Here is a 25,147-nt window from a genome sequence, read left to right as displayed (position 1 = left end):
CGGTGCCGGGTTTCTCATGCCCGGTCCCGGCTGGTCCGCTGGCGCGCCTCGGCCACGCGCTCTTCGATATCGGCGGCAACGGCCGCGGGGTCATCGTGTTCCCAGTACGTGAGGACCGTCCAACCCGCGGAGCGTAGAGCTGCGAGCTGCTCTCCGTCTCGCTCGATGTTCCGCGCGATCTTTGCGCTCCAGTAACCCGGCGGCGGCGGCTTGCGCTCTTTGCTGCATTCCGCGCATCCGTGCCACCAGCAGCCCTGGATCCGGACACAGACAAGCAGGCCCGCGAAGACGACGTCCGGGCGAATCGGCCTCCGGCCCGGGAGCTTGATCGGGTAGTCGACGCGATAGCGCAGCCCCCGGCTGTGGAGCATGCGGCGCACTGTCAGCTCAGGACCCGTATCGCGACGCCGGTTGGCGCGCATGTTCGCGCTGCGCGCGGAAGGCCCGGGAGATGAAGGGACCCGAACGGGCACGAATCCGAGCCTACCCGCCCTCATGTGAGGAACCGATCGGCGAATTGCTCGATCTCGGCCCGGGAGGGAAGATGCACGGTCCCGTACTCGCGCCGTGTCAGTCGCGGCATCTCGACGAACTTGAAACCGGGGAAGTCGCTCAGCAGTCTTCTTGCGGTCAGCTTACGTCCCGCTCCCTCGGCGTCCCGGTAGCGAGCGTTGGCGACGAATAGCGAGATGACGGTGTCTCCCAGCCAGAAGTCGACCCGGAACAGCGCGTCAGCGAGAACGTGGTACTCCACCGCCCGCCCAGTGTCCCGCAGCACCGCCAAGACGTACAACTCGCGGAGCAGCGAGTAGTAGGCGTTGCCTAGACGCCACCACATCGCCTCCTCCGCATCAGCTCGTGAGCGGCCCGCCTGTTCAGCAGTAGCAATCGCTTGCGCTGCAGGGAGGCCCAGCATCGTGCGGGCTGGTTCCTGTTCTCGCCACAGGGCGATGAACTCGTCCCACAATGGTGGCCGCTGCAGGTGCTCGACCGCCCAGTACAGCGAGTGGACGATCGGGAAATTGGGATACCAGTTGGCGATCTCCGTGACCGACTCGCCGATCGATCTCCTCAGCCGCTGGCCAGCAGGCCCTTCAAGCGCGTGACGGGTCGCTTCGCATGCTTCTTCGACGTGCTCGGGGGAGATCAGATACGCCGCTCGCGTCTGCATCTGCTCGGCGAAGCTGACGACGGGCGCCTTGCCTGGCAACGCCCGCCATCGGCGGAGCTCCCCGGACGCCCGCTGGCTGCGGCCGAACCGATTGACGACATCCTCGTACGTCGTGGCGTCAGCCCCAGTTGTCAGTTGATCCACCATCGAGGTCAGCTGCACAACCTAAACGCGCTGGGAGTTGATCCGGTGTCAGATACGGCATACCTTCCCCGACTCCGTGCAAGTGGTTGGGCGATCTTCACCGAAGGTTTCTGATCTGTGGTTCTCGGGCGCCGAGGACGCTGACGGTGACGCGCGGCGAACTCGGATCCCCGAATGGGCATGCTTCATGGCGCACCTAGGCCGGGGCCTGGCCGGGCTTGCTCCGGGGCGCCCGACGACTGCGGTCGTGTCGGTGCCGGTTCGCGACTTCGCGGCTGCATTCGCTGCCGCGGCTGCAGTCCTGCGCTGCGATGAGCTCAATGCTATGGCTCCGGATGATGTGGCGGCCCACATCGAGCTTCTGCGCAAGACACCACCGCGAACGCCGATCAAGTACTTCGGCCCGAAGGACCGAGTGCACGACGGCCGGTGGTGCGGATTCGAAGTGTCGCCGGCTGACGGTGAGGAGCGCATCTGCTTCGAGCTGAGGCGAGGCGAGACACGCAAGCTAACGATCGCCCACGCTTTGAAGATCCGGCTGACCGGGGAAAGCGAGTCCGGCGGCACGCTGCAGGCGCGCACCGTCCGGACATCGCCTTTGCTCCAGGCACTGGTGGGCGGGCCTGCGGCACTCAGCCTCGCGACGACCAAGCGGTGCGACGTCGTCCTGGTCGGGACGCTGGCCGCCCTTGAACAGGACATGTGCGAGGAATCATTGTTCCCGAGTGGCGGACCGGATGAAGCCCGGTCCGGGGTCTTACAGGACCTGGCACGCGTCCAGCAGTTCCGCGAAGCGCACCGGTTCTACCGCTCCGCCGCGATCTCGTCATCGGCCGAGCCGGCGAGCGCTCACCGGGAGCTCGTTCCGAAGGTCGCGGTACTTGACGGCGGGCGGGCGTTTCTCCGGTACCGGCACCTGTGGCCTTCGGCGCACAAGCTCGTGGTGCTCGACCGGTCGACGATCAGCGCCGAGGACGCCTCCGCCGAGCTCGCACAGGACATGGCGTACGCCGCGGAGGACACGGAGCTGTCCTGGCGCCTGGTGGTGCCTGACGGGATCGAGTTCGCCGCATTCACGGAGGCAGCGTGACCCTCCTCGCCGCTGATCGGCTGCACCAGCTCGCCCGGACGTGGACGGGGCATCCAGCAATCGTCGAGAACCCGGTCGTCGAGGAATTCTCCCACCAGATCCAGTTGTTGCTGAGATCGGTCGGAGATGAGGCGGCCGAGGGATACTGGGCAAGCATCGCGCGTCCGCTCCGCGCGCTGCGCTGGCGCTTGGCCACGGTACCGCTGCCGGTGAACTCTCCAGCTCTCGGCGTGCAAGCCGTCGCCGATGAAGTCCTCCCGCGGCTACGGCGCGCGGGCGATGTCGCACCTGATCACGCGCACTTGGCGAGCGCGGTCGCCGGAATGCTCGAGCACTTGTGGGCTTGCGGCGACGACCCGCTCGGTGAGGCCGTCCGGGAGCAGATGGCCTCCCACCAGGACGCTGCGATCCTCCTCGTCGAGGGCCGGCACGCCCGGGCGGTCAGCGAAGCATTCATGGAAGCGCCAGTCCTGACGGCGGCCGAGCTGAGCCGCACGCGGGTAAACGACGTTATCGCGGTCGGGCCGTCAGAGTGGTTCCCGGACCGCGTACTGCGCGCTCCGCGTGCAGAGCGCTTCGTCTTCGTGCGGTTTGGGTGGCTCCGCGACCGCCGTCCCGAGCTGGATCTCGTCAGCGGGAGCCAGAAGCGAGTCCGCCAGGCGCTCGCAGATGCGCCCGCCCGCGACCCTCGCGACGGGCGGCCGGTTGTCGAGGCCGGGGAAGTGGTTCCCCAGATCGAGTGGCATGCGGTACGGCGTGCTGCCCGTCACAGTGATGCGGACAGCTCGGGCGAGCCAGTCGAAGCGGCGCTCTTCGTCTTGGCCTCCGGGCAAGGCGTCCACTTCGAGAGCAGGGAAGGCGCGCGAGCGAATGTCGCGCAAGTCGAGGAAGAGCTCCTCGTCCACCAAGTCGCAGTGGCAGACCTCGCTCAGGGCGACTTCCTCGTCGTGCGGACAGAAGGCGATGAGAACTACGTCCGGACGTATGCGGACAAGCTCCTCGGAGCCGGAGCGGCGGACCTGCGGCGCCTTCAACGCCGGATCAAGGGCCGCCTCATCTCCGAGCTTGACGACGCTGGCGCCGCGCAAGTCGCGCGCAGGCTCCAGCGCCTAGGAAGCAACATCGCGTCTGAGAACAACGTCCGGCGCTGGGCCGATCCGTCGAATATCAGGACGCGGGACTACAGCGATTTCGCCGCGATCTGCGCGCTGATCGGCGAGGAACAGCCGGAAGCGATGTGGGAAGCGATGGACAAGATCTGGAAGGCCCATATCAAGGCCGGCAACGAGATCCGGAAGCTGCTTCTCGCCGAACTGCAAAAGGCAGACCTCAGCGCCCTCTTGCAGAACGGCTGGGACGACTACGAGGTCGAGGAGATCGACGGCGAGGGCACGCTTCGCGTGGCGCGCATCACTGGCCGTGCACCGGATCTAGCCACCGTTCCGCGGAGCCGCCTTCGCAGGGTGTTCGATATTGAAGGTGACTTGTGGCTCGGATGATCCCTTCCGTGATTGCCCCGGACACCGCAAGCCCGGGTGAGCGAGAGCTCTTCAAGCGCTTCCGCGACGATCCGGCCACCGGAGGGTGGACCGTCCTTCACTCCTTCAATCTGCCGCGCCACATCAGCCAGGTGCGCGGCGAAGCCGACTTCGTGGTGCTCGCGCCGGAACTCGGGATGCTGTGCCTAGAAGTGAAGGCACACCGCCGCGTATCCCGCGACGCAGACGGCCGGTGGCGGCTCGGCAACGATCAGCCCACGACGCGGAGCCCGTTCAAGCAGGCCGAGGACAACATGCATTCGCTGCTTGGCGTGCTGAGAGAACGGCGGCGGGCGGAAGCCGACGCGATCATCGCCTGGTCAGCGGTTGCGTTCACGCATGTGGACTTCCGCGAGCCCGCGGTCGAGTGGAACGACTGGGAAGTCATCGACAGTCGGGACCTGCGCCGCACGTCCATTGCTGAACTTGTCACGGCGATCCTCACGCACGCTCGCGGTTGCCTCCCGCACAAGGCCATCCGCGGCGTCCCGAGCCAGCGCCAGTGCGACGTGATCGCTGCGGTATTGCGACCGAGGTTCGAAGTCGCGCAGGCCGCCGCACGGCGCCGCGACGAGGTCGCCGCGGAACTCCTCGCCTACACCGCGGAGCAATACGCCGCTCTGGACGGCCTCAGCCGCAACCCGCGCGTGGTGTTCGAGGGCCCCGCGGGCACTGGCAAGACGCTGCTGGCACTCGAAGCCGCCCGCCGCGCCTCCGCCGAAGGTGAGCGAGTCCTGCTCGTGTGCTTCAACCGGCTTCTCGGCGCCTGGATCGCGAGCCAGGCGAAGGACCTACCCGGAGTGACCACCAGCACCCTGCACCAATGCATGTTGCGCGTGAGCGGCGCTGCGCCGCCGCAGGCAGCGAGCGACGAGTGGTTCCGGGATGAACTCCCGGATCTCGCAGTCGCCGCGCTTCTCGACCAGGAGGGCGGGGGGGCGTACGACCGGATACTGGTCGATGAGGCCCAGGACATCTTGCGCGATGCGTACCTCGACTTCCTGGATCTGCAACTGGCTGGCGGGCTGTCATCGGGCCGCTGGACGTTCTTCGGCGACTTCGAGCGGCAGGCTCTTTTCGATGCGGCCGATGTCGGTCTTGATGAGTTCCTTGCGTCACGCGGGCCGGCTCCCGTGTACACCCTGCGGGCGAATTGCCGGAACACGCCGCGTATCGCCCGCTGGGTCACGATGTTGTCCCGGCTAGAGCCTGCGTACGCGGCCGTCCGCCGCCCTGATGGTGGACGCGCACCGCGGATCCGCTACTTCACCGCCGCTGGAGATCAGGCGCGGGAAGTGCAGGCGGTCCTGGCCGAGCTCTACGCTGGCGGCGCCGAGGGCCGCGACGTCGTGCTCCTCTCCCCGGCCCGCGACAGCATTGCGAAGCGCCTGCCTTCACCGTGGAAGGAACGCCTGCGGCCGTACGCGCAGGATCCGGCACGCAACCTCATCAGGTACGCGACGGTTCAGGCCTTCAAAGGGCTCGAGGCGCCGATTGTCCTCGTTACGGACATCGCCGAAGTCCATGGCGACAGAGCGCGGTCGCTGTTCTACACGGCAACCACCAGGCCGACCGAGCAGTTGTACGTCTTCGCAGACGCGGTGCTCCGCGACGAGATCCTGGACCTCATGGACCGCTTCAACGCTGAGGAGCGTCATGCCTGACTTCATCGCAGCGCGGGAGCGCCTACTCGCTGCGCTCCGCGCGGAGCTAGTGGGACCGTCGCCTGCTGGCAAGGAGATCGACTGCGCTGGCAAGCTCGAATTCGACGCACCGCCAGCCGCGGCTGGCCCGTACCGGCAGTCGGGGACTGGCGAAGAGATCCTGACCGGAGATAGGCCAGGCAAGCGCTATGGGGTGGGCGTTCTCTATCCGATCGGGCTCGAGCTCGAAGCCGATCCCGCGAAGAGCGCCGCCGAGGAGGACACGCTCGATGCCATCGGGAGCAGTCCTGCCACCAACGGTGCCGAGGAGGATGCGCTCGATGTCGCCGAAGCCGAGGCGACTGCGGATAGGGACCGCGGCGACGCTACGGACGGGCTCACGGCGCGGCGGGCGATCTCGCGCGAAGCGGCCGACGATGATCTCCCGCTGACGACCGCCAACGGATTCCGCCCGAGCAGCCTCGGCCTGAGTTTCGTGTGCGACCTGTCGGACGCTGGACACCTTGAGGTCGGGTTTTCTGGCGCCCGTTATCGCGGCAAGGAAATCGCCATCCGCTCGACGGGTGCTCGGTGGACCTGGTGGCTGCGCGAGCCCTTCACGGTTTCGGCGCGCTTTCCCCGCGCGTCGCTCACGGCGGGCCGCGGGATGGTCGCCGCTGAGATCACCGAAGGCGTGCTGCCTGAAGGCATCGCCCTGGACATCGCGGCCTTCACAAGGCCTCTCGGCGGCGGCCGGTGCCTGCTGACGGTCAGCGCCGTCAACCGCTCGAGCGCGAAAGCGCCCGACAGCACCTCGATCTTCCAGGTGCAGCTTGCTTGTAGAGCCGCAGGCGCTGCGATCTTCTGCCCTTACGAGGAGCGGCAGCGACTCGGCGAAGATCCTGAGCTCGCCTCGCTCGCCCTTCTGTACCGGGATGTTCCGGCCTTCGCCATCGGCCACGGGTGCTCAGCCGACTGGAGCGCGCCGGAGGGGAGTCACCGGGCGACGGAAGTCCTGACCGCCGCACTTCCAGAGGTGGAGCTTCCCAGTACGACACCAGAGATCAAAGACGACGACGGGAACACGATCGCGGTTCCCATGAAGCCACTGGCAGGGATGGTGGCGGACGACGACGGAGTCCAGTCACTCAGGGACATCGTGGCCGGCTACGCGGCGTGGATCGAGAAGCAGGCGGCGCGGATCGATGGGGTCCCTGATCACCGGGATGCAGCCGTGGAGCACATGCGCCTCTGCCGTGAGGCCCGCGACCGGATGCAGGACGGCATTGATTTCCTCGTCTCAGGAAAGGACCCGCTGGCGGCCGAAGCGTTTCGGCTCGCGAACTGGGCCATGCTGCTGCAGCAGCAGCGCAGTGGCCACGATCTGCGGGAGACGATCTACGACCGCAAAGCCAAGCGCATACAGATCCAAGGCAGCTTCACGCCTCGGACCGAGGGCCGCGGCGCATGGCGTCCGTTCCAGATCGCGTTCGTCCTGGCTTCTCTCCGCTCGACCGCGCAAGGGGCCGATCCGGAGCGCGGGGTCGTCGAGCTCATCTTCTTCCCGACGGGTGGCGGCAAGACCGAGGCGTATCTCGCACTCACCGCATTCTCGATCTTCTACCGGCGGCTCCGGGACGGGGACGATGCGGGCGTAGACGTCCTGATGCGGTACACGCTGCGCCTGCTTACCGCGCAGCAGTTCCAGCGGGCGTCGGCCTTGATCTGCGCGATGGAGTACATCCGCAAGCAGCGCACCGAGTCCCTCGGCGATCACGAGATCTCCATCGGGGTGTGGCTTGGCGGCTCCGTGACACCCAACTCGCGCCGGGACGCGGTCGCGGCGCTGCGTAAGCTCATCCGCGACGGCGACGGGGAAAACCCGTTCATCCTGCTCCGCTGCCCGTGGTGCGCAGCGCAGATGGGACCCATCAAAGCGTCCAAGGAAGGCCGCCCCGCGAGGACCGAGCCAAAGATCGCCGGCTATGTCGCCCGCGAGGAGTCCGTCGCGCTGCGGTGCCCGGACGGGACGTGCGAATTCCACACGGGCTTGCCCGTCTACGTCATCGACGAGGATGTCTACGAGCGCAGGCCCTCCCTCGTCATTGGCACGGTCGACAAGTTCGCCATGCTCGCTTTCCGCCCTGAGGCCCGCCGCTTGTTCGGGCTGACCAGCGGCGGCCACCGCGAAGTAAGCCCACCGAACCTGATCGTCCAAGACGAGCTGCATCTAATCTCCGGGCCGCTGGGCTCGATGGTCGGCCTGTACGAGACGGTGGTCCACGAGCTCGCGACTGACCGCCGTAGCGGTGATCCGGTGCCGCCGAAGATCGTCGGCTCAACCGCCACGATCCGCCGCTACGAGAAGCAGGTGAGGGACCTCTATGCACGAGATCGCGTCGCGCTGTTCCCGCCACGAGGTATCGATGCGGGCGACTCCTACTTCGCGAGCTACGCGCGCGACGATGAGGGCAAGCTGGAGCACGGCCGCGTCTACGTCGGCATCCACGGAGCAGGCCTGGGGTCCGTGCAGACCGCGCAGGTGCGCACGTTCACCACGCTGCAGCAAGCGGCCTACATGCTCGACGCAGACGTCCGGGATCCCTGGTGGACATTGCTCGTGTTCTTCAACTCGCTGCGAGAGCTCGGGACCTCGGTCTCCCTGCTGCAGTCGGATATCCCGGACTACTTCCGCGTCCTTGCTAAGCGCCTCGGCCTCGAAGCCGCCGAAGTCCGGCGGATCTGGCGGGACACGGAATTGACCGGCCGCCTGCGCAACGACGAAGTGCCTGCCGCAATCGAAGAGCTCGAGGTGCGCGTCACAGAAGAACAGAATCGAGCAGTGGATGTCTGTCTGGCCTCAAACATCGTCGAGGTCGGCGTCGACATCGACCGGCTATCGCTGATGTCAGTCGTGGGCCAGCCCAAGACGACCGCGCAATACATCCAGGCGACCGGGCGAGTCGGCCGTAGCTGGTGGGAACGCCCTGGGCTCGTCGCGACGATTTACAGCGCCTCCAAACCGCGCGACAGATCGCATTTCGAGAAGTTCCGCTCCTACCACGAGCGCCTCTACGCTCAGGTTGAGCCAACCAGCGTCACGCCGTTCGCGCCACCTGTGCTCGACCGCGCTCTACACGCCGTCATCGTTGCCTATATTCGGCAGCTCGCTCAGGATGGCACCGGTCCCCGGCCGGTGCCTGATGACCTGCTTGAAGCCGCGCGCCAGCTCCTGCAGAACCGCGTCGACTACGTCGACCCCGACGAGTCGGAGCAGCTCGCCGCCGTCTTCGCCAAACGCGCTGAGCAGTGGCGCACATGGGGCTATTCAGACTGGCTCGCTGACAATGACTCAGAGGACTACGCGCTACTGCGGTTCGCAGGGAGCTACGCCAGCCGCGAGGAGCAGCTTCTGTCGTGGGCCGTCCCGACATCGTTGCGCAACGTCGACGCCGAATGCCGGGGAGAGGTAACGCAGGCCTATCTGCTGGCCGAGGAATACGAGCGGGACCGGGCCTGATGTCGCGCGCACCTGTACGCCGCGCCCACATGATCAGCCCGTTCGGGCCCGGAGCCATGCTTGTCGCGCCCGACGGGACCTCGATGATCGCAGCAGGCCTGGATCATTGGTTCGGCCAAGACGAGGACGGCACCGCCGCAGACGACGCCGAATTCCGGATCGAGGAATGGCGGCTGCAGCGGCGGCTCGGCGTCGGCCACTTCCGCCTGCCGCCTGACTACCGCCGCCGCCGGCGTGGCCATGCCGTACCTAACGTCGAATTGACCGTCCCGTTCCTGCGTTTCCCGCAGTGGCATTTTTGCCCGTGGTGTAAGACGCTCCGCGAGGTGCGCCTGGAGGCAACCGGGCGGCAGAAGTGCACCGCGTGCGAAGCCGAAGGGCGCAAGCGCTTCTTGGCGCAGGTCCCGTTTGTCGCGATGTGCGACGCAGGCCACCTGCAGGACTTCCCGTGGCGCGAGTGGGTCCACCGGAGCGCGGCCCCGGGGTGCAGGGGAACGATGAAGCTGTTCTCGACGGGCGGCGCGACGCTGGCCAACCAGCGCGTGACGTGCTCATGTGGCGCCAAGCGCAACCTCGGGAGCATCACGCAGGCTGAAGGGGACTCGTCCTTCCTAGCCCGCAACTTGGAACCCGGGACCGTTTACAACTGCAACGGCGTCACTCCGCAGCACGGAAGCTCGCAGCCGCATAGTTGCAACCGGCCACTGCGCGGCAGCCTGCGGGCAGCATCGAACGTCTACTTCGGCGTCATACGCAGCGCCATCTACCTGCCCGCCACCACCGCTACGAGCGCCGCTGAGGAACTCGTTGCGCTGATCCTCGCGACGCCCGACCTGATCACGAGGGTCGTGACCGATCACGACAGTGATCGCGCACCAGACGCCAAGCGCCTCCGGGCCGGCGGCTACGAGCGGATGCTACGCAAGTACTCGGACCCCGAGGTTGAAGCAGCGGCCCAGGCCGCGCTCGATGTGGAGCTCGGCGCCCGGGAAGTCCCGCAAGATGACGGTGACGACGAAGAGAGCGAGGAGCAGTTCCGCAGAGCCGAGGCCGCCGTCCTCAGCGACGTCATTGACACGCCGGAACTGACGGTCCAGCGCCGCGACGCCGACGACTACGCCGGCGTGATCTCTGCCGCGTTCAGCACGCTTAACCTCGTCGAACGCCTCCGCGAGACTCGTGTCCTGGCCGGGTTCAGTAGGATCTTCCCCGAGCAACCTCCCGACCGGGAACACCGGCTCGCACAGCTCTGGAAGGTCCCGCCCCCTCACCAAGAACGATGGCTTCCCGGCTACTGCGTCTTCGGCGAGGGCCTGTTCCTACGGCTCAGCGAAGCACGGCTCAAGAAATGGGAAGCGCAACCAGACGTGCGCGAGCACGTCGGCAAGCTCGTCAAGTTCTACGCCAAGGCGCGGGCGAAGCGGGACCTCCGGGAACGCGATCTGACCGCGCGCTTCGTGCTCGTCCACACGCTCGCGCACCTGCTGATGAACCAGCTGTCGTTCGAGTGCGGATACAGCTCTGCCGCCCTGAAGGAGCGCCTGTACGTGTCGTCCGCCACCGGCCAAGAGCAGGCCGCCGTCCTGATCTACACCGCAGCCGGGGACGCGGAAGGCACGATGGGCGGTCTGGTGCGCATGGGCAAGCCGGACTATCTCGAGGATGTCCTCGATGCCGCTCTCCGCGGAGCCACTTGGTGCGCGTCGGATCCGGTCTGCATGGAGATCGGTATGTCATCCGGGCAAGGCCCCGACTCGTGCAACCTGGCCGCGTGCCACAGTTGCGCGCTCGTGCCCGAGACCGCCTGCGAGGAGTTCAACCGCTTCCTTGACCGCGGGCTCGTCGTCGGGACGCCCAACCATCCCGAGCTCGGCTTCTTCCCCTACTGCGGTTGGGAGGCATGAACGGCGTCGACGCCAAGGCCGAGCTCGATCGGCCGGGTGGAGACCTCGCCGCGGTTCACGCGCCTCGGTCACCAAGGGACTATCGGCACTCCGGATAGACGCCATCACGTCGTTTTCGCGGCCGCGGCTCGTGAGGCAACCCCCGCCGGACACCTGATGCCCGGAGAGTCGTTGGTTTGAACACCAGAGGACGTGCGCCTCACCGGTGCCCGCGCGGCGGGCGTGCTCTCATCCGTGACTCACCTCACTGGAACGCGCAACGCTCGCGGTGAGCGCGCAAGCAGGCGCCCAGAAATGCATACCACGAAGGGCTTCGCATCTATTGCGCGAACCCGCTGTGCGTGCCACTTATCGAGACCCGGCGCGATGCGTTCGCGGCTGCCCTGTGCACGGACATCCTCGGCTACAAGGGCGGCGCCAAACCGACGATGTCCGACAGCAGTTCGGCGGTCAGCGTGGAGATCGGGCGGCGCTTCCTGGCGCGCCTCGCGGCAGCGGGCTTCGTTCCCGCAAAGGGCGTATCCCTCAAGGGCCAGGAGGTCGGGAAGAGGTTCGACGTGCATGTGCGCGAGTACGTGGACCAAGCGTTCGTCAACGGCACGGCGAGTCTCGTCTCCGTTTCGCCTGCGACTGACTTCCACTGCCGCAGCGGCGTGCATATCCGTGATACCGCGCAGTACGCTCACCTCGAGATCCTCCGTCAGATCGGTGAGGATCCTGCCGTAACGACGTCGGCTGTTGCGCGTCAGCAGTTCCGCGCCGTGACTGCGAGCGACTACCAGGTGCAGGCAGATGTCGTTGTCCTCCGGCGCCCGACGCCAGCGACGACCGCACCGCGAACGGGCAAGCTTTACAGTTCATCCAGCGGCCTGGCGATGAGCACAGCGGTTCTGAACCGGCGGCCTGGACAGCACGATCTCCTACACGCAAACGTCTCGTGCAAGTGGACGTTCCGCAGCGATCGCGCGCAAAACATCCGGACCGAAGCTATCGCTTTGATGCGGCACCGGAAGGGGCGGATGCCACACATGGTCGTCGTGACAGCGGAGCCGCTTCCGTCACGTCTGCGGTCAATCGCCATCGGGACAGGCGAGGTCGACTGCGTCTACCACATCGGGCTCGACTTCCTCGCGGATGCGCTCGCCGACAGCCTCGCGGCGGCAACCACCACCCAACGCAAGAAGGCCCTGAGCGACCAGATCGGGCAGTTCGAGCTCATGCGTGATGGAGACCGCCTCCGTGACGTCAGCGACCTTCCATTCGACCTCTGTTCCTGAGCTAAACCGGCTGCGCGTGGCGGCTTAGCGAGCGAACTCCCGCCAAGGCGTCTCGAGGTGCCCCGGCGTGTGCGGTCGGCCATAACATGAGATGCGGCTATGCTCTCGCTGTGCTCACGCGGCACGCGGCACCGCTGCTCTGCCAGACCCGCTTCGAGCGGCGGCCTGGCAGAGTATCTTCGCCCATTGTCTGAACTTCCGGTACTTACGGGTCTTGCTCAACGGATCCTCTCGATCATCGAGCAGCCCATCCTCTGATGCCTCCCGGACAGAGCTTCGCCGGCTACGCCAGCTCAGAGCCCTCCGAAAAACGAATCAAAGAACTGTCAACTCCCCGACGGGGTCCTCGCCACCTCGGTGACGCCGTCATCCCGAGTCAGTTGGAACCAGCGCGGCTCGGTTTCCCTGAGAGCGGTACGACGGCGAGATCCATCACGAGCTCAGCCGCAGCGTCCGGAGGGAGCGGGACGCGGTCAGCCAGTCGATCGGTGTGGAGCTCATCGAGCTCGAGTTGATCGCCCATCACGACGTTGAACCAGCGCTCGCGATCCTTCATCACGCGGAACTGCTTCTCGTCCTGCGCGCCTTCGACGTATGGCTCATAGACGAGGATCGGGAGCCCGGTCACCTCGCCCTTGCTATCGATCCGGTCCAGCCGCCCCGTGCGCTGCTCGATGACGCTCGGGTTCCAGTCGAGGTCGTGGTGGATCACGTGCCGGCAGTTGAGATGCAGATCCACGCCTTCGGCCATGACCGAGCTCGCGACCAGCACCTCCGGGAAGAACGGCGTGTTGAACGCGATCATCAAGCGCTCGCGCTGCTCGTGCGCGACGTCACCGTTGGCCAGGCGGACGTTCGCGATCAGCCCTTCTCGCTCACCTTCGTCGTCGCGGACGGAGATCTCACCCACGCCGATGCTCTCCAGCGCGTCGAGGTAGCGGGCCCGCTCGCTTTCCTCGCGGCGCGCGATGAACGCGCCGAACGCCCCGACGAGCTCACGCAGCCCCCGTCCCGACGCATCCCGACGCTCGAACGCCAGCTCCATCGCGGCGCGCGGTTCGGCGGAGAGATCGGTGTAGCGCACGAGGAACGACCGCGTGCGCAGGAAGCGCAGGCTGAGATCGGCCGCGCGCGTGAGTTCGTCTCCGCTCAGGGCTGACTTGAGCACGGTCAGGAGCTCGCGCTCGACGTAGCGCCGCGCCGGCGACCCCGGACGGAAGAGACGCTCGCGGACCGTGTCGAGCTCTCCGAGAACGTCCGTGTCGCGACGCGCGTCGATGCGCAGCGACTCGGCCCCGAGCCGCACAATCTCGGCTTCGATTCCGCGCGCGATGTGCAGCCGCAGCGCTCGGCCCGTGGCCTTGTAGAAGCAGAAGATCAGCGCCTTCTCGCGGGCGCGCCAGAGCGCCAACGCACGGTGTACCGTCGCAGCGACCTTCGGGTGCGAGCCGAGCGCGGCGCGATCCTCGTCGGGAAGCGCCTGCGCGATCCGGTCGAGGTACCACTGCGTGCTCGCGGGCAGCTCGATGTGCATCCCGGCGACCGCGTCGTCGAGGTCCTCGCCGGCGGTCGCCGGGAGCCTTGTCCGCCGATACGCCTCAAACGACGACGCCAGCCCGTCAGCGAAAAGGGCACGCACCGCGCGGTGGTCGCGGAGGCCCGACGCCGCGACGATGGCCTGCGCCCGTGCCGCAAGCAGGAACGGCAGCACGGCGGCCCCGTCGACGCCGAGCCCGCCGCTGTCCGACACATTTCCGCTGACGATCGACCGCCCACACCACAGCTCGCGGCGAGCATCCCGGTCGGGGCGCACGTGCCGGACCACCAAGGGGCGCAGCGCCGTGGCGGCGGCCCCGGCGCGCTCACGGACTTCGGACCACGTGGCAGCGACCGCGCGCACGCTGTCCGGGGCGTGCTCCCCGCTGTCCGCCCACCAGCGTGAGCGCCGCGCGGCGGACACGTCCTCCGGCGTGAGCCGACCCCAGGCGCGATCGAGCCGCAGCGCCGCAGCCTGCATGTCGTCCAGCGCCCTCCTCAGCTCTTCAAGCCGTGCTTCGTACGCCGCGCGATCCAGGTCGTTCCAGCGCACGCCGATGAAGCGCCGGAGTACCTCGATCAGCTCCTCGTGACCGAGCTGAAAGGGGGTGGCGGTGAGGAAGAGCATCCGATCGAACACGCCGCCGAGCCCGCCACGCAGCGCCTCGACCTCCTCGCGGGCTTCTTGGTTGGCGAACAGCCCAGCCAGCCGTGTCGCGGGATTCTTGGCGTGGTGAGCCTCATCGAGGATGAGCAGAGGCAGGTCCAGATCGAGCTCCGCGAGGCACCGCTTCCAGATAGCGGTGACCTCCGTCGTCGTAGCGCTGCGCATCATCTTGAGGCGGTGCTCAAGACTCTGGCTCGAGCGCAGCGGGAGCTGGGACTCGATGATCTCGCGCAGGGTCCCAAGGTCGGCGCGTGGAAGTGCGTCGAGCACCGACGTGGGGACCGGATCATCACCGGGGTCGGCGCCGATCAAGCGCAGCACCCGTCGCCATCTGCTCACCGGCGTCTCGATCAACGCCCGGCACGTCGCCTCGCTGTACCGGAGGCCGGGGATGATCCGGCCCGCCCAGCGCGGAAACGCCTGGCGCTGCGCTTTCAATCGAGGGCTCAGCAGCGCTTGGCGGACGATCGCAAGCTTCAACAGCGGGTCGTTGAGGGCGTTGTGCAGCGCGCCGTGGGTCAGAAAGATGAGGTGCTTGCGCCGGTCCGGAGGGTCGTCGAGAAGCTTCAGAAACTCCGAGGCGGACGTGACGGACTCCTCCGCCGCCCGGATCTCCATGTCGGTGTCCAGGCGGGCGGCGAGTTTCCGCCACTCCTTCGGCCACTTGCCGCGCACGGACGGCGGCACCATCACGACGACGGGGCTGTGCCCGCCGGTCGCCTCGATCACCGAGACGGCGACCGCGAGCGCGACGAACGTCTTGCCCATGCCGACCTCGTCGGCGAGCACCACCCCGGGCAGCTCGTCGAAGCGGCGCAGGATCTCTACGGCGGTCCGGCGCTGGCGCTCGGCGTCCGCCGGTTGGATCCCGCCGCCCTCGAGGTGAACCGCACCTGAGAGCCGCCACCTCATACGCCGGCCCTCGCGAACGCGTCGCGGACGTACGCGCCGAGCGCTCCCTCGCCGTCCTGCGGAGCCAACGCATGCAACGCCTCGATCGCCCCGCGCAGCACGGTCGCGGCCTCCTCGGCGTGCTCGGGGCACAGGCGCATCGCTGCGGCCACATCGACCCCTGAGAGCGTCAAAGCCACCTCGGCCAGCAGGAACGCGCTCTCGCCCGGAAGCGTCCGTCCGTCCGTGCGCTGCTCCAACAACCGTTCGGCGATCGCGACCGGTCCGAACTGCCCTTCGACGCGCCACCGAAAGCCGTCAATGCTCGCGGCCGGTCGTTGCAGTCGCTCCTGCAGGCCACTGAGCGCCGCGGACAGTTCCCGGGTACGGTGCAGCAACTGCCCGGCGGGGGAGAACCGCCGCAACGGATCCAGCAGCTCCAAACTGTCCGCGCGTGGGAGCTGCATGCCCTCAAGCGCGTCCACCAACGCCTCGTGCATCGGTCGCGTGGACGCGAGCGCCCGTAGGACGGCCTCCAGCGGCAAGGCCCGCAGCTCTTCGGGCGGCGGAAGCGCGGCCGGATCGGTGACGTTCACCGGCAGCGCGGCGTGCTGCCACGCGTCCGGCTCGTGCTCCCAGGTGACGTGAACGTTGAACGGAAGCTCATCGGGGTACACGTGCACGTGCGACGGCCGTCCGCCGGCCCGCCACGCGTCGGCGTCGAGCAACAGCGCGCCAGCGGCGAGCCGCAGCTCCCATGCCGCAGGGAGCTCGGTCGCACGCAGTTCCAAGTGCAGCGTCGGCGGCGTGCTCGGCTCGCCGATCGCCTGGACGAAGCCGGCCGGCAGCGGAATCACGCGGTCCGCCGGATCGGGCTCGGGGTCGAACTCCACCGCGCCCTCGATCGGATCGCCGGCCAATGCGAGCGCGCGTAACGCCGGTGCGGCCACGCCGTCGCTGCGCGTCCCGATCGCGACGCCGATCTCGACATTGCCGCCGCCGATCCCCAGCCCGGGCGCCGTGAAGTTCGCGGAGCCGACCAGCGCCACGGTCCACGCGTCGCTCTCGAGCAGCACGAGCTTGCCGTGCAGGCCGCGCGGCTCATCGGCCACCGGCTGACGCACACCGAGGAGGCGTCGCTCGATCCGGCGTGGCAGACCTTGCACGAGCGCCTTCGGGACTCGGAGGACGGCGCGATCGTCGAGCTGTTCCAGCGCCACGACGAAGTCGACCGACGCGCTGCGCTTGGCCAGCACATCGACGAGCCGGACGGCCGCTCGGCTGGCCCGCTCCTCCGCATCGAAGAACGGCGACATCACGGTGGCGTGTTTCGGTGGCGAGCCCTGCCAGACGCTGCCCAGCTGCGCGAGCGCGTCGTCCTGTCCGCGGCCGGTCGCGACGACGGCGAGCCGCTCGGCGCCACGGGTGGGCCGCGCCGGAAGCGAGAAGGCGTCGATCCGCTCGCGCGCCCGCTGCAGGATCGCGGCGGCCCGGACGACGGGGCCGACCCCCGGCTGCCAGGGCGGGACGAGCGCGACGACGCCCGCGAGCGCGTCCACCAACTCATGCGCGAACGACACCGAGAGCTCGCTCGCCGCGCTTAGATCGAACGCGACGGCGATCTCGAGGCTGCTGCGGTATGACCGCTCGACGAGATTGGCGGACGAGACGATCACCCGGACCGTGTGCTCCCAGATGAGCAGGGCGGCCTTCGCGTGCATGACGCCGATCGGCGCGCGGACGCCGAGCACGTCCCAACGAAGGCTGCGCGCGTCGGGGTTGCAGCTGCGGTCGGCGAGGACAACGACCGGCGTCTCGGCGAGCTTCTCCTCGCGTTCGATCAGCGCGCCGAGATCATCGACGTCGCGCTCCCCCATGCGCGCATCCAGCCGGAGATAACGGGCAAGGCACTGTTGCTCGACGAAGTCGACGTCGAACGTAAACGTGGTGGCGAGACACCCGAGCGGCCGGCCGGCGCCCTCCGGCGGCATCCACAGATCGAGGAGACGCAACGGCTCCGTCATGACGCCGGGTGCAGGTCGCTGGCGAACGAGCGCAGCGAGTAGATCCGATAGGGATGCAGGTACTCGGTGCGCGGCGCGATCGGATCGTGCCGCTGCGCCGCGGGACGGACCGCGAATCCACGTTCGTCGCGCTCGAACCAGCTGCGCTTGCCCTTGTCACGCTGAACCCCGTCGTGGCGATCAAGCAGCGCCTCGACGAACGCCTCGGGGCTTCGCACATCGCGGAACGAGCCGAGCGCGTCCTCCACGTCGACCTCGAGCCCGAGCGGCGCCAGCGCGGCCGACGCAGCGGCCACCGCGGACGCGACGCTGCCCGCCGCGCGGGCGAGACCCGGATGCGCGGCGGCCCGTGAGGGGCGCACCGGCGCCGGCATCAGGGCGCTGGCCAGCACGCGCAGGATCTGCAGGCCGTCGTCGAGCTCACGCACGAGCGCCTCATAGGCCCCGATGGCGGCCAGCCGGGTTGCAAGCTCAGGGCTCACGTCCAGGGTGAGGAACTGCTCAATTTCCTCGCGCTCGGTGTGCTCGGGACGGCCGTGTCGCCGGACCAGCTCGGCCAGCTCGCGCCGCATCGGATGGACCGGGTCCGTGAGGAGCTTCCACAGGAGTGCACGTTCCCGTGGGCCGGCGCCGCTCGGCGCGAACACGCGGCTCACGTCACCCCAGAGGTGGGCGCGCGGGCTGGCGCGGACGCGACCCCCGTCGAGGGCCGCCCGCACCTCGTCGAGCAGGCGACGCGCCAGGCGTTGCCGTCCCATGAGGAACCCGCCGAGGCCGGTCTCGCGCTCCCATACGCGAAGCAGGCCCTCTCCGCGCGGGAGCAGGCCGAGCACCTCGTCGACGACCTGCATGTCCCGCGCCAGGCGCTTGTAGACGCCGTGGAAGCCGAACACTTTCGGGATCTGGAGATAGGAGCCAGCGTCCAGATGCGCATTCGGCGACCGAAGTTGCCGACGTGCCTTCTGCGACCCAGGGACACCATCGAGCGCGCCGTCCGGACGGCGTCGCACAAACGCCTCGACGACCAGCCACTCGAACGCGAGGTAGGCCGGCGTTCCGTCCGCGCCGACAAGCTCGATCGGGCGTTCCACGAGCGCCGAGCACGCAGCGATCGCGGTCACGAAGCGGATGCGCGACATGCGCGCGGTGACTTCGGGAGCAATCTCGTCCGCGAGCCGATCAGCGATCCGCGCGAGCCCCAGCGGGTCCAGACTTCCCTCGCCGCTGACGTCGGGATCCGGCGCGCTGACGAAGGGAAGGGTCAGACCCGCGATGGTCATCGCGCTGCACGCATGCGGGCCGTCCGCGCGCCGGGCGCGGCCTCGCACCCGACACACCGCGCGGTCGCCACGGCGAACATCCAAATTTGCATCTGAATCCTTTCGTCCCGCGACCCCTGGGACTCGCGGCTCTGTCGTCGAACGTCGGCCAGCCCATCATCGACGAGCAAGGCGTGTCCTGCTGCGATTCCGGCCTGCATTCCTCGGCTTCTTTGGCGAGTCGCGAGTCTATGCAGCGACCGCGGTTTCTCGAGTGGCCGAGGAAGCAGACTTCTGACGCGCGGGTCCGCGATCGGCGCGTCGACGTCTGTCGAGAACATCGGTCCTGGTACCAAGGCGGCCTGTCCAGTTCTTCGGCGACCTCACGCGCAGCTGGCGGGGCTGGCCAGACGACAAGGTGCTCTCAACGATGGAGCACGACTTCGGGCTACGCGCGACGGATGACGGCACGCGCCATGCGACCCTGTGGTTCGGATGAGAAGACCGGGCGCTCGCTGCGCCCTTGGAACTCGAGGCAGGCGGGCTCGACCGACTCGCGGCGCAGATCCGCGTTGAGCTAACCGTCCGGTAGGTCGCCCGCTCTCGCTTTGACAACATCCGAGAGTGGCGTTTCTCGACTCTGGCCCGCGACCCGTCGCGGTGTCGCGTTGCATGTCGGGATCGGGCTGCGTTCGGTTGCTCGGGCAGGCCGTTCGACGGGTCAACTTTGAGCGACACCGGTCCGGTCGGCGTGTTTCCGCCGCCTCATCGGCCACCATCGGATCACTCGCATGATCTCGGGCTCGTTCGCCAACGACCCGCACTCAATACCGGCAACCCCGCGCGAAGGCGTTAGGGGATGCGCTGTCGCGGTCGGGGCCTCGAACGGGGAATTTTCGGGCGGCGGGCATGACAGAAGTTCCGGATTTGCAGGGCCGTCCCGCGAGTCGAACCTATTCCCACCGCAGCAGCTCGCGGGGTGAGCGGGGTTGGATTGCTAGCCCGATGCGCGCACGACGGTCGGCGGCAGGAGTTCGACGGTTCGGATCGCGAGTCGGTCGGCGTCGCTCCGCGGCGCATTTTCGCTGGGTGATGGCAGCGGCGGAAGAGCGAAGGCTCTGAGCGAGTCGCGGTGGATGTCGGGTTCGGCGGCGAAGAAGAGGTGTTGGCGGCCGGCGTAGTACCAGTCGCGTGCCGCCGTGCCCATCTGTCCGACGCGGCCGGTCAGCAGCCGGTCGGCTTCCCGGGCGCAGGCGAGGGCGCTGCGGCGGTCGCGGAACACGAAGACGGTAACCGGCCGCGTGCCGAGTGCGCGGTAGCGCGGGTGGGCGAGCGTCCAGCCGGTGAGGAAGGCGTCGTAGGCGCGCAGCTTGTCCTGGTTGTAGGAAGGGCGGGCCGTGAGGTCGAGCTCGACGAGCAGGTCGAAGGTGAGCCGCAGGCTGGGGATCCGCAGCTCGAGGGAGAGGTCGGGCTTGATCTCGCGAAACGGCGGCAGGTCGAGGTAGGCGTGACCTTCGGCGACGTCGAGTTCGGCGGCGGTGATCGGGTGGCGTTTGTGGCCATTGCCGGTCTGCGGGACGGGGTAGCGGCCGGTGGCGTAACGCGGGGTGCGCCAGTAGTCAGTGGCGAGTTCGCCGGCGACGCGGTGCAGTTCGATCGCCCAGGAGATGGCGTGCAGGTTGTGCGGGAGCGTGCCGGCGCGGCGCTGCTCGATCGGCTTCCACTCGCGTTGTGGGTGCACGGCGGGCGGCGTGCGTTGTTGGGCGAGTTCGAGGCCGAAGCGGGTGAGGCTGTAGACCGCTGGGAGGCGGCCGTCGGCACTGGTGCGTTCGCTGAGTCCGATGCCGGCGCGCGCCACGAGGCCGTGCCCGTAGAGCTTGCTGAGGCGGTGGCGGACGGTCTTGGCGTCCTTGCCGGGCAGGACGGCGCGGCCGATAAGCGAGGGTAGGAGGAGGCCGGCGCGGTCGAGCAGCGCGAGGATCGCGTAGTCGGTGTCGTAGAGGCGCGGGCGGCGCTCGGCGGGCGGCTTGTGCTCGAGCGGTTTGATCTCGTTGATGCGGTCGATGAACGCGAGCTCGCGCAGGCTCTCCGGTGCTGGTCGCGACGGACGCTCGGTGTCGAGCGCGCGTGCGGGCCGACCGACGACTCGAAGCACGGGGCTCGCGAACTGCGGCGCGGGTTCGGACTCAATCCGCTCCACGCGAGGCGCGGGTCGGGACGCCTCTGGCCGTGCGACGTTGTCGAGAGGCGACGGGCACGGAGCCTGCCCGCCCTCTCGCTGCTCCGAGGTCGTGAACGATCTCGCCGCGGCGGGCGTGGCGCGTTCGGTCGTCGCGTCCGGGAGGTGTGCGGTTGCGGCCGCGGTTCGGCGTTTCGCGTTGTCGGCCGCCGGCGGCGACTCCGAAGGCGGCGATTGGTCGGAGAGCGCCGGCGGTGACGGCTGAGGCCTGGAAGGGCTCTGCAGGGTGAGCGTTGAGGCGAGCGCCTCGGGGTAGGGGCCGACGGCGTCGTGGAGTCGGTGCCGGTGGGTCTGGGCCCAGGTGTCGGTGATGTCGGGGGGGAAGGGGAAGGTTTGGCCGATGAAGCTGGCGGCGCGGGTGCCGCCGGCGATCCAGGAGGCGAGGCAGTGGTGGACGGGCAGGTTGAGGATCTGTTCGGGGGTGACGCGTAGGCGGGCGCGGGAGTCGGGGTCGTCGCGGATCATCGTCGTGTAGACCGCCATGGCGATGCGGACGGCGTCTTCGGCGTCTTCGTGGTCGCCGAGCCGGAAGAGCAGGCGGCTCTGGAGGAGGTTGACGATGCCTTTGCGGATCTTCTGTTCGTGCTCTGAGCCGGCGCCGAGCTGGGCGAGGTACTGGAGGCCAAAGGTGACATCGAGGCCGGCGGCGCGGTGGGTGGCGATCTGGTCAACGACGTTCTCGGCGGAGGCGATGTAGTGCGCTTCGTCGGCGAGCAGCGCGACGCGCGGGCGGTCGGTTTCGGGGCGGCGGACCTGGCGTTGGAGTTGGGTGTGGAGCATGCGCAGGACGAAGTGCATGCAGGCCTTGCTGTTCTCGGCGCCGATGGCGGCCATGTTGGCGTCGACGATGAGAATGTCGCGGGCGTCGACGATGTCTGAGAGCGCGACGTCTGAGGTGTGGTTGAAGAAGCGCCGCAGCGGCGGGACACCGGTGAGGCCGGAGACCTTGTTGCGGGGCGCGTCGAGGCGCTGGGCGGTGGCGCTGCCGGCGATCTGCAGGTCCTGGGGGAGTTCGGAGCGAAAGAACTCGGCGGTCTGGTCGAGGTCCGGCGTGTCCGCGCACGCCTCATAGACGGCGGTGCGAGCGTCCGCCTTGGCGGGGAGCAGGAGTTGGTAGACGTCCTCGAAGCGGGCGCGGCGATGCTGTTTGGCGGCCAGGGCGAGGGCACCGATGACGGCGTGGTAAAGGTAGCGGCGGGAGGATTGGAAGATCTGGTTCTCGTTGATGTCCAGCAGCGCGGCGACGATGTTGTCGGCGATCGCGGTGGCCTGCAGCGGCAGCGGTTCGGCGTCTCTGAGGCGCAGCGGGCTCATGCCGAAGGCGGGGTGGCCGAGGTCGAGAAACCAGACGCGTTTGGGCGTGTCGGGCGGGGTGAGCTGCAGGCAGAGGTGGCTGAGCTCGCTCTTGGGGTCCAGGACGACGACGGCGGCGTCGTGGTCGCGGATGTCGTTGAGGTAGGTGCGCAGCATGGCGGCGGTCTTGCCGCTGCCCTGGCCGCCGACGAGCAGGGTGCCGTAGCGGCGGTCGTCGGGGTGGATCAGCCCGGCGCCGTTGGCCGCGCGCAGCACGGGAAGCACGGGGTAGGGGAGCGGGCGGTGGCGGACGCTGCCGGCGGTGAGCGTGCTCATGGGGCGATCCCGCGGGGCGTGTCGGGCGCGGGGATGGCGTGCTCGGCGTTGGCGCGGTGGATCTCGGGCGGCATCGGGATGCGGGGGATGGCGATCCGGCGGACGGGCACGCCCTTCATGCGGGCGGTCGGTAGGGCGAGCAGGTGCGCCGCCTCGGCGGCCGAGATCACGGCGCGCGGCGAGGGGATCAGCGGTGGCATGACGGTGGGGAAGCGGCGGCGGTAGAGGTTCTGGCGGATCGGCATCCAGCGGCGATGCAGGCGGTTCTCGCCGCGGCGGGCCTGGACGGCGGCCGCAAGCTGGCGACAGGTCTCGCGGTCGGCGGCGGCGATGACGAGCTCGAGCCAGAACAGGCTGCGGTTCTGCGCGCGGCCGGCGTTGGTCAGCTCGGCGCGCTGCAGCGTCGAGGTCAGGCCGGCCTCGGGCAGTCCCCACCGGCCTTGGCGCGCGAGCCGGTTCTCGTGGCGGCGGAAGAGCCGGTGCGCGATCGCCTCCAAGCTGGCGGGCGTGGGGGTGAGCGCGAAGCGGATCGTGGACGGCACGCCGAGCGAGGCCTGGGCGTGCGCGATCGCTTCCAGGGGCGGTGAGGCGAGCTCGTCGGCGGCCGGCAGCAGCGGGTAGATGAAGCCGCGCTGTTTGCGGAAGCGCATCACGTGCCCGGGGATCGCGACGGGAGTGGGGGCGGGTTGCGGGGGTTCGCCGGCGATGCGGCCGAGGCGGGCGTCGGGGTAGGCGGCGCTGAGTGCGCCGTCGAGGGCGACGGCGAGCCGCGGGGGGCAGCGGACGGCGAGTGCCCATTCGGGCTCGCCGGAAGGGCCGGGGCCGTGGTCGAGCTCGAGGGCGACGTAGGGTTGGCCGTGGCGTGCGCGGTCGGCCGGCAGGGCGCGCACGAGGTGTGCGATCGCCTCCATGAGATCCTCGACGTCCTGGGGTTTGGCTTCGTCGTGGGGTGAGAGATGCAGGACGTAGCGCGCGTAGTCGCGGTGGCGGCGCGCGCGGGCCCGCCGGACGCCGAGCGCGAGGGCCGTGGTGGCCAGTCCGAGCGCGCCGCCCGCGACCTCGAGCGCGATCAGGATCGGCAGGCTGAGGCCGAGCACCCGTGGGCCCAGCTCTGACCGGCCGACGTGGGGTCGAGGTGCCGGGGTCCGCGGCGTGGACGTTGGCCGAGCCATGCGGTGGCGGTGGGGCTCGCGATTGGCCGGTTCGCGCGACGCGCTGGCGGGTGGATCGGGCGCGACGGTCAGGGTGTGCGGCAGCCGCGCGGCGAACAGCGCGCTCGTGGCCAGCGCGGCGCCGACGAGCAGCAACAGCGCGACCATGCGGCCGGGGCTCATGGCACGACCCAGGTCTCGAGGACGGCGGCGAGGACCAGCAGGGCGATGCAGCCCGGGGCGACCGCGGCCAGGTGGCGGGGTGCCAGTGGGCCTTCGCGGGCCCGCAGGTAGAGGGCGAGCGTGAGCGCGAAGGCGGCGAGCTCGAGCGGTCCGTGGGGGAGCATGGCGGTGGCCATCCGTATCCCGTAGGCGCCGAGTGCCGCCCCGACGAAGCACACGTTGAATGCGCTGTTGAGCGCGACGAGCGCGTCGAGCGCGCTGACGACCAGCGTGCCGACTGCCGTGCGGTGGCCGGCACGCGGGACGCACCACGGCGATTGGACGATCACGGCGGCGGCCAGCGTGGCGATCAGCAGCCGGAGGTTGGCGGCGAGGATGCTCATTGCCGTCTCGGGGCCCGCGATCAGCCCGGCGAACGGGAAGTCGAGCAGCCGGCGCGTCGGTTCGGCGGCCGCGAGGCGCACGACGAGGGCAACGGCCAGAGTGGCGGCGGCGATCGCCGCGCCAACGCTCGCGGCCTGACGGCTGAGACGGTCGGCGTGGCTCATCGTCGCAGCACGCCGAGGACGGCCTGCAGACCGACCTGCGCTGCCGTCAGCGCGCGTCGGGTGTCGTCGGGCAGGAGGGGAAGGTGGACGAGCGGGGCGCCGCGCGCCGCGGCGAGCCGTGCGAGCGTGCGCAGCGAGGCGGGCGCGGCGGCGGGATCGCGTCGCGCGAGGATCAGCTCACGAGCCGCGGGCCGGGGTGCGAGCAGCGTGTGGATTGCTCGGGCGTGCGCGACGCCGCGGTCGGTGTCGGGGAGCACCCAGGCGACGTGTGAGGCATCGCGCAGCGTGTGCAGGCCGGCTTCGTGCTGCAGCGTGCCGCAGTCGATGACGACCAGCGTGTGGTGAAGGTCACGCCGCAGGATCTTGAGCAGTCGCGCGAGCCGGGCCGGGCTGACGGGGGAGAGTTGGCCGGGCGCGGCGGCGACGATGCGTCGCTCGAACGGCCCGATCCGCTCGGTCGCCCAGAGCCGGCGGGCGAGGTCGGGATCACGCACCAGCAGCTCTGCGGCCTCGGGCAGCGACCATGGTGTCTGGACGCCGGTGCGGGCGGATAGGCCGCCGCTCGGGCCGCCGGTGTCGGCGACCAGCACGTGCCCGTTGGCCGCGGCCGCGGAGGCGATCAGTGCGCTGATGGTGCTCGCGCCCGCGCCGCCGCAGACGCCGCAGACCGCCAACAGCGGCGCGGCGCCCAGCGGCGCGGCCGGCGCCGGCGACACGCGCGCAACGCGGGATT

General features: G+C 69.1%; 16 protein-coding genes. 7 read left to right on the top strand and 9 right to left on the bottom strand.

Features of this window, described 5'->3' with window-relative positions:
• Positions 1-14 precede the first annotated feature (14 nt).
• Positions 15-422, bottom strand: a complete 408-nt coding sequence (locus G569_RS0119345) for a very short patch repair endonuclease (protein WP_028064636.1) — start codon at positions 420-422, stop codon at positions 15-17.
• 71 nt (positions 423-493) lie between these two features.
• On the bottom strand, positions 494-1,333 hold the full coding sequence (locus G569_RS0119340; protein WP_028064635.1) for a hypothetical protein: 840 nt from the start codon (positions 1,331-1,333) through the stop codon (positions 494-496).
• 58 nt (positions 1,334-1,391) lie between these two features.
• Here G569_RS0119340 and G569_RS0119335 point away from each other — a divergent pair, with 58 nt between their 5' ends.
• From G569_RS0119335 to G569_RS58430, 6 genes are all read left to right on the top strand, one after another.
• A complete protein-coding gene (locus G569_RS0119335; RefSeq protein ID WP_157592148.1) occupies positions 1,392-2,405 on the top strand; it encodes a hypothetical protein in 1,014 nt (337 codons plus the stop codon).
• Entirely contained in the window at positions 2,402-3,904 is a 1,503-nt protein-coding gene (locus G569_RS0119330; protein ID WP_028064633.1) for a DISARM anti-phage system protein DrmE domain-containing protein, read from the top strand. The genes G569_RS0119335 and G569_RS0119330 overlap by 4 nt, the downstream gene beginning before the upstream one ends.
• Positions 3,905-3,912: 8 nt before the next feature.
• A complete protein-coding gene (locus tag G569_RS0119325) occupies positions 3,913-5,607 on the top strand; it encodes a nuclease-related domain-containing DEAD/DEAH box helicase (RefSeq protein WP_169542193.1) in 1,695 nt (564 codons plus the stop codon).
• Positions 5,600-9,106 (top strand): helicase-related protein, encoded by a 3,507-nt coding sequence (locus G569_RS0119320; protein ID WP_037497659.1) that lies wholly within the window; start codon positions 5,600-5,602, stop codon positions 9,104-9,106. Before G569_RS0119325 ends, G569_RS0119320 begins: the two co-directional genes overlap by 8 nt.
• Positions 9,043-11,010, top strand: coding sequence for an MrfA Zn-binding domain-containing protein (drmB, locus tag G569_RS0119315; protein ID WP_084285233.1), 1,968 nt, complete (start codon positions 9,043-9,045; stop codon positions 11,008-11,010). The genes G569_RS0119320 and drmB overlap by 64 nt, the downstream gene beginning before the upstream one ends.
• 341 nt (positions 11,011-11,351) lie before the next feature.
• Positions 11,352-12,287, top strand: coding sequence for an NgoMIV family type II restriction endonuclease (locus tag G569_RS58430; protein ID WP_053226668.1), 936 nt, complete (start codon positions 11,352-11,354; stop codon positions 12,285-12,287).
• Positions 12,288-12,663: 376 nt separating this feature from the next.
• Here G569_RS58430 and G569_RS0119305 read toward each other — a convergent pair whose 3' ends face one another.
• The 3 genes from G569_RS0119305 to G569_RS0119295 are packed head-to-tail and all read right to left on the bottom strand — an operon-like array spanning position 12,664 to position 18,685.
• On the bottom strand, positions 12,664-15,402 hold the full coding sequence (locus tag G569_RS0119305; protein ID WP_028064629.1) for a C-terminal helicase domain-containing protein: 2,739 nt from the start codon (positions 15,400-15,402) through the stop codon (positions 12,664-12,666).
• A complete protein-coding gene (locus tag G569_RS49820; RefSeq protein ID WP_157592146.1) occupies positions 15,399-17,393 on the bottom strand; it encodes a phospholipase D-like domain-containing protein in 1,995 nt (664 codons plus the stop codon). The genes G569_RS0119305 and G569_RS49820 overlap by 4 nt, the downstream gene beginning before the upstream one ends.
• An 8-nt stretch (positions 17,394-17,401) precedes the next feature.
• Entirely contained in the window at positions 17,402-18,685 is a 1,284-nt protein-coding gene (locus G569_RS0119295) for a hypothetical protein (RefSeq protein ID WP_157592145.1), read from the bottom strand.
• 307 nt (positions 18,686-18,992) lie between these two features.
• Between G569_RS0119295 and G569_RS66430 the strand changes: the two genes are divergently transcribed.
• A complete protein-coding gene (locus G569_RS66430; RefSeq protein WP_371683479.1) occupies positions 18,993-19,163 on the top strand; it encodes a DUF6228 family protein in 171 nt (56 codons plus the stop codon).
• 498 nt (positions 19,164-19,661) lie between these two features.
• Here the strand turns inward: G569_RS66430 and G569_RS0119290 are convergent, their stop codons facing one another.
• Genes G569_RS0119290 through G569_RS0119275 form a run of 4 tightly spaced genes read right to left on the bottom strand, consistent with a single transcriptional unit; the run spans position 19,662 to position 25,130 of the window.
• Entirely contained in the window at positions 19,662-22,532 is a 2,871-nt protein-coding gene (locus G569_RS0119290) for a type IV secretion system DNA-binding domain-containing protein (protein ID WP_028064627.1), read from the bottom strand.
• A complete protein-coding gene (locus G569_RS0119285) occupies positions 22,529-23,866 on the bottom strand; it encodes a hypothetical protein (RefSeq protein WP_157592144.1) in 1,338 nt (445 codons plus the stop codon). Before G569_RS0119285 ends, G569_RS0119290 begins: the two co-directional genes overlap by 4 nt.
• A complete protein-coding gene (locus G569_RS0119280; protein ID WP_028064625.1) occupies positions 23,863-24,414 on the bottom strand; it encodes a stage II sporulation protein M in 552 nt (183 codons plus the stop codon). The genes G569_RS0119285 and G569_RS0119280 overlap by 4 nt, the downstream gene beginning before the upstream one ends.
• Positions 24,411-25,130 carry a CpaE/TadZ family protein gene (locus tag G569_RS0119275; RefSeq protein ID WP_028064624.1) on the bottom strand — a complete coding sequence of 240 codons (720 nt, stop codon included), beginning with the start codon at positions 25,128-25,130 and terminating at the stop codon, positions 24,411-24,413. The genes G569_RS0119280 and G569_RS0119275 overlap by 4 nt, the downstream gene beginning before the upstream one ends.
• Between the last annotated feature and the right edge of the window lie 17 nt (positions 25,131-25,147).

This window comes from Solirubrobacter soli DSM 22325 (assembly GCF_000423665.1).
In the GTDB taxonomy this organism is placed as follows: Bacteria; Actinomycetota; Thermoleophilia; order Solirubrobacterales; family Solirubrobacteraceae; genus Solirubrobacter; species Solirubrobacter soli.
Note: the sequence above shows the minus strand (reverse complement) of the source record. Positions and strands in the feature narration are given on the sequence as shown.

Coding starts and splice junctions, on each gene's coding strand:
- G569_RS0119305 (WP_028064629.1), bottom strand. CDS start 15,402: ATGAGGTGGCGGCTCTCAGGTGCGGTTCACCTCGAGGGCGGCGGGATC.
- G569_RS0119295 (WP_157592145.1), bottom strand. CDS start 18,685: ATGACCATCGCGGGTCTGACCCTTCCCTTCGTCAGCGCGCCGGATCCC.
- G569_RS0119290 (WP_028064627.1), bottom strand. CDS start 22,532: ATGAGCACGCTCACCGCCGGCAGCGTCCGCCACCGCCCGCTCCCCTAC.
- G569_RS0119280 (WP_028064625.1), bottom strand. CDS start 24,414: ATGAGCCACGCCGACCGTCTCAGCCGTCAGGCCGCGAGCGTTGGCGCG.
- G569_RS0119320 (WP_037497659.1), top strand. CDS start 5,600: ATGCCTGACTTCATCGCAGCGCGGGAGCGCCTACTCGCTGCGCTCCGC.
- drmB (WP_084285233.1), top strand. CDS start 9,043: ATGCCGGGGAGAGGTAACGCAGGCCTATCTGCTGGCCGAGGAATACGA.
- G569_RS0119285 (WP_157592144.1), bottom strand. CDS start 23,866: ATGAGCCCCGGCCGCATGGTCGCGCTGTTGCTGCTCGTCGGCGCCGCG.
- G569_RS0119345 (WP_028064636.1), bottom strand. CDS start 422: ATGCGCGCCAACCGGCGTCGCGATACGGGTCCTGAGCTGACAGTGCGC.